The sequence below is a fragment of the Clostridium lacusfryxellense genome, assembly GCF_018861735.1.
In the GTDB taxonomy this organism is placed as follows: domain Bacteria; phylum Bacillota; class Clostridia; order Clostridiales; family Clostridiaceae; genus Clostridium_AD; species Clostridium_AD lacusfryxellense.
Genome location: NZ_JAHLEB010000006.1, coordinates 103,337 through 115,388 on the forward strand (window position 1 = coordinate 103,337; position 12,052 = coordinate 115,388).

11 protein-coding genes and 2 pseudogenes are annotated in these 12,052 nt (G+C 30.7%); 1 reads left to right on the forward strand and 12 read right to left on the reverse strand.

Annotated features, from left to right (window positions below):
• Positions 1-127: 127 nt before the first annotated feature.
• Positions 128-277: pseudogene (locus KPL55_RS26925) on the forward strand (IS256 family transposase); the annotation flags it as partial.
• Here KPL55_RS26925 and KPL55_RS05850 read toward each other — a convergent pair.
• From KPL55_RS05850 to KPL55_RS05905, 12 genes and pseudogenes are all read right to left on the reverse strand, one after another.
• Positions 272-493, reverse strand: a pseudogene (locus KPL55_RS05850) (GDP-mannose 4,6-dehydratase); the annotation flags it as partial. The pseudogenes KPL55_RS26925 and KPL55_RS05850 overlap by 6 nt on opposite strands.
• 311 nt (positions 494-804) lie before the next feature.
• Positions 805-1,548 (reverse strand): tyrosine-protein kinase family protein, encoded by a 744-nt coding sequence (locus KPL55_RS05855; protein WP_216305764.1) that lies wholly within the window; start codon positions 1,546-1,548, stop codon positions 805-807.
• 17 nt (positions 1,549-1,565) lie between these two features.
• Positions 1,566-2,243, reverse strand: coding sequence for a YveK family protein (locus tag KPL55_RS05860; RefSeq protein ID WP_216305765.1), 678 nt, complete (start codon positions 2,241-2,243; stop codon positions 1,566-1,568).
• A 65-nt stretch (positions 2,244-2,308) separates the two neighbouring features.
• Positions 2,309-3,286, reverse strand: a complete 978-nt coding sequence (locus KPL55_RS05865; protein WP_216305766.1) for a glycosyltransferase family 2 protein — start codon at positions 3,284-3,286, stop codon at positions 2,309-2,311.
• The gene (locus tag KPL55_RS05870; protein WP_216305767.1) at positions 3,270-4,598 is read right to left on the reverse strand and encodes an O-antigen ligase family protein; all 1,329 of its coding nucleotides are present in this window, start codon (positions 4,596-4,598) and stop codon (positions 3,270-3,272) included. Before KPL55_RS05870 ends, KPL55_RS05865 begins: the two co-directional genes overlap by 17 nt.
• A gap of 12 nt (positions 4,599-4,610) precedes the next feature.
• The gene (locus KPL55_RS05875; protein WP_216305768.1) at positions 4,611-5,915 is read right to left on the reverse strand and encodes a flippase; all 1,305 of its coding nucleotides are present in this window, start codon (positions 5,913-5,915) and stop codon (positions 4,611-4,613) included.
• A 29-nt stretch (positions 5,916-5,944) separates the two neighbouring features.
• Positions 5,945-6,754 (reverse strand): WecB/TagA/CpsF family glycosyltransferase, encoded by an 810-nt coding sequence (locus tag KPL55_RS05880; protein ID WP_216305769.1) that lies wholly within the window; start codon positions 6,752-6,754, stop codon positions 5,945-5,947.
• 26 nt (positions 6,755-6,780) lie between these two features.
• Positions 6,781-7,356 (reverse strand): acyltransferase, encoded by a 576-nt coding sequence (locus KPL55_RS05885; protein ID WP_216305770.1) that lies wholly within the window; start codon positions 7,354-7,356, stop codon positions 6,781-6,783.
• Positions 7,349-8,452 carry a glycosyltransferase family 4 protein gene (locus tag KPL55_RS05890; protein WP_216305771.1) on the reverse strand — a complete coding sequence of 368 codons (1,104 nt, stop codon included), beginning with the start codon at positions 8,450-8,452 and terminating at the stop codon, positions 7,349-7,351. Before KPL55_RS05890 ends, KPL55_RS05885 begins: the two co-directional genes overlap by 8 nt.
• Positions 8,442-9,437, reverse strand: a complete 996-nt coding sequence (gene galE / locus KPL55_RS05895) for a UDP-glucose 4-epimerase GalE (protein ID WP_216305772.1) — start codon at positions 9,435-9,437, stop codon at positions 8,442-8,444. The genes KPL55_RS05890 and galE overlap by 11 nt, the downstream gene beginning before the upstream one ends.
• A 229-nt stretch (positions 9,438-9,666) precedes the next feature.
• The gene (locus KPL55_RS05900; protein ID WP_216305773.1) at positions 9,667-10,917 is read right to left on the reverse strand and encodes a bacterial transcriptional activator domain-containing protein; all 1,251 of its coding nucleotides are present in this window, start codon (positions 10,915-10,917) and stop codon (positions 9,667-9,669) included.
• Positions 10,918-11,386: 469 nt separating this feature from the next.
• On the reverse strand, positions 11,387-12,049 hold the full coding sequence (locus KPL55_RS05905; RefSeq protein WP_216305774.1) for a sugar transferase: 663 nt from the start codon (positions 12,047-12,049) through the stop codon (positions 11,387-11,389).
• Between the last annotated feature and the right edge of the window lie 3 nt (positions 12,050-12,052).

The window sequence follows — 12,052 nt, forward strand, 5'->3', positions numbered from 1 at the left end:
AGAATTTACTCAAACAATTACAAGTCTTGGGCCTGTAAATAATTTTGTGTAAACAGAATAAAATATACTCTTTCTTGGCAATAATTGAGATAAGTGATTATCAAAGATTGTAAGGAGGAGTATTTTTATGTCAAACATTTCAAAAGAAATTTTAAGAGATTATATCAACGAGCAGAAGTTCACAAGCCCAGATGAGGTTTTATGAGCTATGAAGGGTATGTTTAGAGACGTTCTTCAGGAAACACTAGAGGCAGAAATTGATTCGCAACTTGGTTTTTTCACTTTGTGGAGCGGTTCCTGAAATTCCACCGAAAAGCTCTGATGTTGATGCTTGATAAAATTTGCAGTTTATTCCACTTTCTTTTATTGCATCTAACATCCTAAGAGTTCCCATACCATCTGTATCTGCAGTATATTCAGGAACATCAAAATATACCTGAACATGGCTCTGCGCACCTAGATTATATATTTCATCTGGTTTTATTTTTTCTAACTTAACTCAGTCATTGCTCAGTCACAATTGATGCAAAACATAGAAAAGAATAACTTTTTAAATTATACTCCACAATCTTCCAAAACAATGTTGGTCTAAACCTTAATTTTTGAACATACTATTGTTAACATATTTCACTTTTTCTTGAATCGAGGTCTCTTTTGGGTAGAAAGATACTATTTGAAATAAATCCTATTCCATCCTCAGTTTTGCTATAATGGGTTTCAATCATATTAACCCAATTCTTATTTTTAAATTTCGTCACAAAGACTAAAAAAATAACCATTCTCTTGATGAGAATGGTGTTTTATTTAACCATGTAATTTTACTTTATTAGATTTCTTACTCTCCGCTAAATTCCTTTTGAAGTTCTTTTTATTATTAAAATAACTATAGTCACTGTAATGCCTTTTAAACTCTCTTTTATCCACTCTATTTAAAACAGTTCCAAGCACTCTGATTTTAAAATTGAGTAACTGAGTTCTTACCTCCCGTAATGTTTGTATTTGTACATTTCCTGATTTTATCATTAGTATAGAACCATCTGTCTGCGCCGCTATTGTAATTCCATCAATTGCACTTCCAAGTGGAGGTGTATCAATTATTACAAAGTCGAACCTTTTTCTAACAACATTCAACAATTCAGTTAACTTTATTGAAGTTAACTGTTCGGAGGGATTTGGATACTTTGTTCCTGCTGAAATACAATATAGATTTTCAATTGTAGATTTATATATTATATCCTCAGTTGAAACATTTTCTGTAAGATAATCGGTTAGTCCTATATCATTATTATTATTATGAAAATGGCTTACAGAAACTGGGTTTCTTAAATTCGCATCTATTAATAGTACCTTTAGGTTAATTCTTGCGAGAGAAATTGATAAATTTATTGCCATTGTTGTTTTACCTTCCCTAGGTTTGCAACTTAAAACTGTTATGGTCTTTATATCTTCTTCCTTATTATAGGCCCTTACGTTCTCTCTCAATGCATTATATGCCTCTTTTACAGGCATATTAAGTAGATCATAATCCTTAATTCCTTTTGATTTCATATAGTTTTCTCTACCCCCTATTTTAAATTTTCATCCGGGATTACCCCAATAACTTTAAATTTGAGATATTTCTCAATATCCTCTGTAATTTTTATTCTCGTATCAAAAAATTCTTTAATAAATATACTACCTATAGCTACGCAAGTACTTAATAGAAAAGATAGTATTATATTAAGCAGACTTTTGGAATTAACAGAAGCTGTAGGAATATAAGGTTTATCAATTATTGTTACACTTATATTCTTTATACTTGAGATCTGCGAAACATTTGTAACAAATAGATTCGATAGTTTATCAGCTATATCTTTAGCTCTTGTAGGATCCTTAGCGCTAACTAGTAGTTTTATTAGATTAGTATCCGTTACCTGAGAAACTGAAATATTTTTTGATAATTCGTTTATTTCACTATCTTTTAATTTCAAGGATTCACCTACTGAACTCATCATCATCCTGCTTGTAAGTAAGGCACTGTAATCCTTAATAAGTTGTTTTATTAACAGAATATCATTGTATTGTAATGGTTCGGCATTTTTTGTATCAACAACTTTCATAACATAGATAGTTGCACTTGCCTGATAAACAGGTGTAGTTAAATATAAATTTACATAGGCCGTAATGGCTGTGCAAATGAATGCCAAAATTAAGACCATAACTAAATTTTTCAAAACGATATCTAAATATTTCTTCGCTCCCATAAAAAGTATCCTTTCTAAAAGTATTTCATTTCCTTAAAATGTTTGTTAATAATTATATTAACAATTTATACCATTTTCTCATATTTTATATGAGATTCCTGTATTGGTTTCTTAAAAAAGAAAAATATCCCTGTAATAAAAACAATACTATCTAAAAATTTACCTACCAAAATTCCCAAATAATTATTTGAAGATGTTTTAATTTGTTTAACTAATATAGCTATAGGATAGATCAAAATGAAGCCTATATTAACTAAAAAGCTGAGCCCTACTGTTATCAGTAATAGTAAAGTAAACTTTTCTCGGTCTATAAACTCTCTATAAAAATATTTATTAAGAAAATGTTCTCTTAATAATAAACCTGAATATAGTAAATCCCCCTTCATAAGCCTTTTAAATACGTTAGACATTTTATTAAATTCAAAGGTTTTATGTAATGCTATTGTTACTGGTATTCTTAATAAAAACACACCATGTTCTGATAATCTCAATGCAAAATCAATATCTTCATTTATACGCATATAATTCCTGAATCCTTGAACTTTATCGAATAATTCTCTTTTAATCAGAAAAACACCACCTACGGAACTTTGGTATACTTTTTTGTTTACATTGTACCTACTTTTACGTTCCCCTGTTTTTATCCAATGCTGATCATATAAATGTTCCCTCAGATCTCCTGAAACAAAATCATACTTCAAGCCCTCAGATTCACTGTATACCTTAGGCAAAAATGCTGCTTCTATTTCCATATCTCCATCAATAAAAAATAAAACATCTCCGCTAGACTTACTTGCACCTATGTTTCTCCCAATAGCCGCATTCATATAAACATAAAGCCTATAAATAGAGACTTTGTCTTTAAAGTTATCTTTTATTACTTCAATTGATCTATCGCTAGACATAGAATCAACATAAATTATTTCATAGCTTTTAATCTTAAGATTAGAAGTAGTACTTAAAATACTCTGAATGCAACTTACGATAGTTCTCTCTTGATTTTTTCCAATAACAATAAATGATATTTTATGTTTTTGCAACACTCTCTGTACCTCCTATCCAAATTAAATCTCTTATACTAATATCCATATCTTTAAACTCACAATCACTAGATGTACAAACAATAGAATATATAATCCAATAAATAGTATTTTGCATTGTAATGCTACTTTCAGTTATGTTGAAAAAGACAATAAACATTAAACATATTAATGGAAACATAACTATATAATTGTTATAAAATCTTTGAATTATAAGCATTTGTACTAGATTTGTTATTAGTGATATTATAAATATAAATAAACCTATACATCCAAGTTCCAACGTGAGATTTAAATATCCGTTGTGAGCACTTGGTACATTCAAACCCATAGTATTACAAATAAACTCAGAAGGGCCTTTAAATCCCTGCCAAAATGCGCCATACCCATACCCAAACAATGGTTTCATTTTTATGGCTTGAATTACAATCTCCCATATTGATGTTCTTCCGGACAAAGTCATATTCTTCCCCATATCTACAATCAAATCTTGAATATTATTAAAGTATAAATAAAACATATATCCTGAAATAGGTATTAAAGTCATAGAAATTCCTATAACAAGTTTTAAACTCCTTCTTATAATTAAACACACCGGAATTACACTTAAAATAATAGGTATTAATACTAATGATGTTTTAGATTCGGATTTTAAAACAAGGAATACAGATAATAAAGTAAAAATTGAATATATACAAACTCTAAATTTACTAGTCTTCAATGAATCTAAGATTGAAATTACCCATACAGTAGTAGAAAAAACCATGAACTGACCAAGAGAGTTTTTATGTGTATATATTCCTTTCCATACACCATCAAATATACCGTCATAATGCCTTCCATACAAAGGAAAGAAAATAGAGAAAATAAGACACAGAAAAATACTTAATCCAAACGTCCATCTTAGCATATCAAGAATACCTTCTAATCCATACGCAGCATATAAATAGGTGCCAATTAGTTGAGTGAAAAGTAAAGCAATGCATCTCCGAAAGGTCATTGCGGGTGATGCAGACCAAATTATAGACAAGAATGCAAATATTATAAGTAACCCAATCCACTTATTTCCAAAAATTTTATTCTTGACTCTTTCCCATTTTAATATAATCAAGATAACCGTTATCAAATATATACAGATCCAGATCATTTGCATAAAAATATCACCATTTACTGTATCGTATTCTACTCCTCCTTGGCTTCTTATTGCAGGTATAATAGCATTTGTACTCATAAGAAATATTGTTATTATATACATTTTTTCGAATAAGTTAATTTTTACACCACAATCTTTATTTTTTATTTCTATGTTGTTCATAGATGCCCCTTCCTAACTATTTTCAACTTCAACTTTGCTGTGAAGTCTAGGTAGTAACTTTACCCCTCTTGAATTTATAAATACAAAACTACTAATACATATAAAAATTTCAGTTATAAGTACTGCCCACGCACATCCAATATGATGGTAATACGTACCTAAAACAACAGATAAAATTATGTTTGTAACAGTTGCTAAGAACATAATTACTGTGAATTCGTTTTTATAATCAAAAGCAAGCATTGTCTGCATTCCAAAAATACTACCTATAGCATTGAAGAAAATTACAAAACATAAAATTTTGAATACACCTACTGCTCCACCATAGCTTGATCCAAGTAATATATTTGTAATTAAGCCTGAAAAAATTAATAAACTTAAAGAAATAACCAATGTGAAAGTTCCCACTACTAAAGTAAGTTTTTTTAAAAAATTTATGCTATCCTCTTTACCGTTGCTTGTGATCCTGCTTAAAAATGGGAACACAGCTTGTTGAATAGGATAAATCATTCTTTGAATTGCTCTAATAAGTTTTTCACCTGCTGTAAAATATCCTACATAGGTGTTATTACTCACTATACCCAAAATAATAATGCTAGAATTAGAGTAAAAGCTGATAAGCAAGGTAGATATAAAAACCTGCCACCCCTGTTTCAACTGCTCAATAACTACAGAATATTTAGTAATTTGAAAGCTTATACGGTATTTTGTATGTACAACTACCAAAGCCATAACACCTGAAACAATAAATCCCAATGTATATAACAACGCTACAACTACATAATCTCCCGAGCTCTTTACAAAAATAAATACACTTATAGTAAAAGAAACCTTTATTATAATATTAATTATTGTAATATAATTCATATCTTCCATTCCCTGAAAAAACCAAGTAGGAAACATAACATTTCCTACTACCATTCCAAAAGTAATAATATAAATAGCACTCTCACTTCTCATGCTAGGTATCAAAAAAATTAGAGAGCATAAGATGACAAAACTTAATAACATAAATATAGTTTTTATAAACATTACGGCATTAAATATCTTTTTTATCTCATTCATATTGTTTCTATTTACGGATATATCCATTGTAGCTGTTAAATTGAATCCATAATCAGTAAAATTAACTAAATATTGCGTAACAGCCTGTGCTAGATAAATTAGCCCATATTTTTCTGGTCCAAGTATTCTTACAAGATAAGGCATAGTAACAATTGGAAGTACACTATTTACTAACTGTAAGAAAGAAAGTGAAGCAAAATTTTTAAAAACAACCTTTATATCTTTGTTTTTTATTTTAAATATATTTTTCATAAAGTTTATGCATTTAAGGTATTGCATTACTATACTCCCACAACTTTTTCATGATCTTTTTCAGTAGAATAATTTATAACTTCTTTATTAGTTAAAAGATAACTTATAAATAGTGGTCCTTGAACTAAATATCTTTTCCACAATCTTCTTGGCTCTTGTAATAATCTGAAGAACCATTCAAACCCCATCTTCTGCATAATTAAAGGAGCTCTTTTTAGATTCCCCGAGTAAAACTGAAAAGCAGCACCAATACCCATGATGATAGATGTATTAATATTTGTTTTATTTTTCACTATCCATGTTTCCTGTTTAGGGCACCCAAAACTTACCCACACAACATCAGGTTTTTTATAGTTAATTCTTTCACATATATTTAAATTTTTTTGTTCATCATTCATTTTGCTAATTGGCGGACATTCATACCCTGCAATAATGATATCCGGATATTTTCTATTAAGTTCAGCAATTAAATTTTCTACAGTTTCTTCTGTAGATCCTAAAAAATAATAACTATATTTATTTGTGTTCGCTATTTTGTTAAAGCTTTCAAAAAAATCAGGTCCTCCTACTCTTTCAGCAATCGGCTGCTTAAGAATCCTTGAAGCCCATACCACAGGCATACCATCCGCCAATGCCAAATCAGTGATATTTGATATTAAGGCAACTTCTTTGTCCTTATTAGCCTTTACTATAAAATCAGTATTAATCGCTTGTATCATTTTAGCTCCATTTTGATATCTATTTTTTTTGTTTTGTTGAATAAATTCCGCAGCCATCATGCAAGCCTCTTGCATTTTTACATTGTCCACCAATATTCCACCTATATTTACTCTGCTCATAGCCTCATCTCCTTATTTATAGATTTTTATATGGCTTTAAGGGAATTGTCCATCAAAAATTTATGTTTCTTAATTTCGTCTTGCGTAAATCTGTTTCTAATCTTTTTAGCAGGCGTGCCAGCATAAATGCTGTATGGTTCTACATTTTTATTAACTACACTACCAGCAGCAACTATGCTACCTTCCCCAACCCTAACTCCTTTGAGAATAATGACATTAGCCCCTATCCATACATCATCTTGAATAATCACGTCTTGGTCATTCTCGGCCAACTTATCTTCATTTTTAATGGATACCATATATCTTCCCAAAATATCAAATCTGTGGTCACCAGTTATTATAAAAACATGAGGGCCGAAAATAATATTATTACCCATTATTATTTTTGCCTTTGCAGTCCATAAAGTTGCATACGGTCCTATCTGAACTTTTTTGCCCAGGTAAATATTTTCAGGTGATCGCACATCGCAATATCTTCCAATTTTAACTCCCTTACCACATTCTGAAAATGATGCTTTGAGGCATGGTTCAATAAATATTTTATTTATGCCACCTTTAGAAAATTCTTGTATCTTATATATATGAGATAAGAATTTACGCATGTTCTAACTCCTTTCTACTATCAATTACAATATCAAAATTGCTATATAGTTTCTCAATCTCATCTACATGTTTCTCCAAAGTGTACTTTGATTGAATCTGAGCATAACTTGCTTTACCATATTGCTGCGCCAGTTTATCATCTGACAACAACTTAATAATTGCTTCACTAAATCCGTCAACATCACCAGGCTCACACAAGAATCCATTAACAAGATTATGTACGAGTTTTGGTATGCCACCTACATTGGTTGATACAATGGGAAGGCTGTATCCCATTCCTTCCAAAACCGACATTGGCATGCACTCATTATATGAAGGAAGAAAGAAAACATCACTTTCTCTTAAAGCCTTGTCCTTATCCTCACCCCGAAGCCAACCTGGGAATTCAACATATTTCTCTATTTTCTTTTGTCTTAATAATTCTTTTATACTTTCAACCTCTCCAGTTCCGGCAATTATAAAATGGCAATTTTGTTCTTTACCTACTACATTTTCAATAACTTTAGGAATGTCATAGCAACCCTTATGTTTTCCTATAACCCCTAAAAAAAGCACTCGTTTGTTTGATTTTTCTCTTACAACAGGTTGTGGAGCATCACAGTAATTTTCAATTACAACTATTTTTTCAGATGGAACTATTAATTTTAATTTCTCTTTCCATTCATCTGCTAGTACAATTATTTTGTCGCACTTACAATAAGTTACGGTTATCAACCTCTTGCATATAGAGTTATTATTTATATAGAAATTATCAAAATCAGATCCGTGGATATGATTAATTATAGGCACTTTGAATGCTATACTAAGCCAAATAAATGGTAACTTCCTATAAAAACTTGCTCCAAAAGCTGAGTGTATATGTATTATATTAGGTTTTTCTGTTATAAGAACCTTAAAATAATTTATATAACCCTTTATACCTTTGAACAATTTCTCAAATTTGCTACCATCCATGTACGATTCAATAAAAACTATATTGTAATCTTCAACTAAACTCGAACATCTATATCCATTTACAACTGATGCTATACCGCCTTTGACCATTGAGTTAGGAACAATCATACAAATCTTTTTTTTCTTACCTCTAGTCTTCATACCCCTTCTCAAACCTCCAAGCATCCCTGCACATATCTACTATGTCACGTTTAGCAGTCCAACCAAGCTCAGTCTTAGCTTTAGAAGTGCCCGCATAACAGACAGCAATATCACCCGGTCTCCTCTCTACGATTTCATAGGGTACTTCAATATCATTCGCCTCTTCAAAAGCATTCACAAGTTGTAGAACTGAAGTTCCTTGACCAGTACCTAAGTTATAAATATGCACACCTTCAGTGAGATTATTAAGTGCTGCCACATGACCCTCAGCAAGATCCATTACATGAATATAATCTCTAACACCTGTACCATCAACCGTTGGATAGTCTTTTCCGAAAATACGTAGTTTATTAAGTTCTCCTTTTGCTACCTTAGTGATATAAGGCATTAAATTGTTAGGTATACCATTAGGTTCTTCTCCAATTAATCCACACTCATGGGCTCCCACAGGATTGAAATAACGAAGTAATGCAACAGACCAGTCTGAATTTACTTTTCCTATATCAGTCAGAATCCTCTCAATCATAGCTTTGGTCTCTCCATATGGGTTAGTACACGGCATAAGTTTCATGTTTTCAACAAATGGTACTGTATTATTACCGTATACCGTAGCCGATGAGCTAAATACAATTTTTTTAACACCATACTTTAAGCATGCCTTTGATAATACCATGGTAGAAACTAAGTTAATATAATAGTATTCCAAAGGTTTTTGTACAGATTCGCCTATTGCTTTAAGACCAGCAAAGTGAATAATTCCATCAATTGAGTTATCGGAAAATATGGTATCCACTGCTACCGCATCAGTAACATCTATCTGATAAAAAGTTACTTCTTTATTTGTTATCTGTTTTATTTTATCTATAGTCTCAATCTTACTGTTGCAAAGATTATCGGCAACAATGACAGTGTGACCTTTTTGAATCAAAGCCACACAAGTGTGTGAGCCTATATAACCCGCACCACCAGTTACTAATATATTCATGTGGATATCTCCTTTCTGCTAAACACTTAAATATGAATTAATAGTAACATTTGACAGTCACAACTTAGTCCTTCCTTACTCTCATTTAAATCTAAGTCTATTCATAAATGAAACTTATAAAAGTCACAGCCCAGTCACAGACAATATAAAAATAGCGCAAAAAAATATAACGTCCTAAAACGTTATTTTTTCTAATTCCTTAATGGGCACTTAATAATCTTTGATTTTATCAGTCAGCACAATTAATTGACTTCAATAATATTTCTACTTTTATATCATTTGAAGTATAAGCCTTTTCATATTTATTTAAAATGCGTGCTAATGCCTTATTTGCTTGATCAAAAGTTGTTCCTGAAAGTAGAACAAGTATTTGAGACTTACTCCATTCTGACACAACATCGCCCTCACGAAGATTTTGTATTAACATATCAAGCAGTGGTCCAATTTCTTTTGTTAATATCCTGTTATCCTGATTTCTATCCTTCGACCTCGATATTGTCAGCATTCCCATAAATACAACTTTTTCTGTCCTCGCCGCTCTACGGGATTCTAACTTATAAACAGAGATAAAAGTATCTGCATCACAAAAGAAAGCTCCATCAGAGTCACGCCTGTCCGTCATTATTTGTTCAATAGAACTAAAATCTAATAAAACCTTATTATCATTACATTTAATTTGCTGGTATAAGTTACGCAAAGAAGTTGATGGTTTTACTCCCATCTGCTCATATAGCATAGAAGTTACGTATTCATATTGTTTTTGTGCTTGCTTCATATTACCAACTTCAATAAGTGCTTCAATATAAAATAAGTGCAGACTTTCCTCAAATGGTTGAATCATTAATGCCTCTTCACATATTTTTAGAATATCCTTGGACCTTCCATAATGCTTTAATAATTTTGTTAACTTAGCTATTATATCTATGTATATTCGATGATAATAGTTTCTAACTGGCATTATCCACTCATTATATGAGTCTTCAGATAAATAATCTCCTTTATACAGCTTTAATGCCTTTTGATAGAGCTCTATTGCATTAATGGAATCATCATTATTCTCAGCAACTTTTGCCTTTTTATATAAATCCTCGAACTCATCAACATCTGTCCAGTAATTGGATTGCTTATTCCAGCTATAGCAGCCTTGTGAATAATTTATAATTGACTCTCCATCTTTATTTACTCCTTTATAATCTAAGAGCATTCTTAGTCTATAAACAAGATTTTGCAAAGCCTTTACAGGATTAGCACATTCCTTATCACTCCATAAAATTTCCGAAAAATTTTCTTGTACAATTCTTTTATTTCTATATGTCAGAATATATTTAAACAAATTCCACAGCTGTTGAGACCGCTTGCAATCATTTGAAAGCACGTTTCCAGCTGATTTCACTTCAAAACTACCTAGTGTATATATCTTTATACAATCTTTATCAGCATTTTCAGCATTTTCAGCATAATTTAACTTGTTAGCTAACAAGTAATCTCCCCCTTGCAATACATTTAATTTTAAGCAAATAAATCTTTATAATTACATAAAAAAATCCATTTTCATAGATTCTTCTATAAAAATGGAGTGGGTTCACTATTAGCTCATCATATCCAAAGTGACCAAGTTAGAATATGTTTCATTGCTTCCAATTAATTAACTAAATGTTAATTTTTACTTATTAATACTATTATATACTTAATATTGTGGTTTCCTATATAAACCATAACCTTTATTCTCCATAATTATACAATCATTCACCATAATATCAAGACAAAATCTAAATTACTTTATTTTTCTCTTATTTTACACCTTTGACTTCTATAATATTTTTATAAGATGATATTAAAACTTTTAACAAATTAAAGACAAGAGACATATTATACATGTATAATATGTCTCTTGTCTTTAATTTGTTAACAACATATAATCTTACAAGCTTTTTTCAATGTAATATCTCCTAAGCAGCATTTTCATCGCCAAACAATACAAAAAACGTTTTTATTATAAGCTTTATGTCAACCCAGGTACTTCTTTCATAAATATATTTTATGTCTAGATCCATCCACTCTTCAAACCCAATATTATTTATACCCATTACCTGCCAATAACATGTTAATCCTGGCTTAGCAAGTAGTTTTTGTTTATGATACATGCTAAAGCAACTTACCTCCTGCGGCAAATTAGGTCTAGGACCAACTAATGACATATTTCCTTTAAGTACATTAAATAACTGCGGTAGTTCATCCAGACTGGTTTTCCTTATGAACCTACCAACACTAGTAACCCTTGGATCTCGTTTAATCTTGAACATAGGTCCAGACATTTCATTTTCAGTCATCAGCTCTTTTTTAAGTTCTTCAGCATTACTGACCATGGATCTGAACTTATACATTTTAAACATCTTTCCATTTAGTCCAACTCTATCTTGGGCGAAAACAATGTTTCCTTTAGAATTAAACTTTATAGCAATAACTGTTAATATCATAATTGGTGATAATAATATAATTCCAACTAGAGCCCCTAGTATATCTATAACTCTCTTTACAATAAAATAATCATAGGTTTTTTTTAGCTCTATACTCTGCGTCTCAAAAGTCACATTAGTTTGTAAGTCTGCCATATT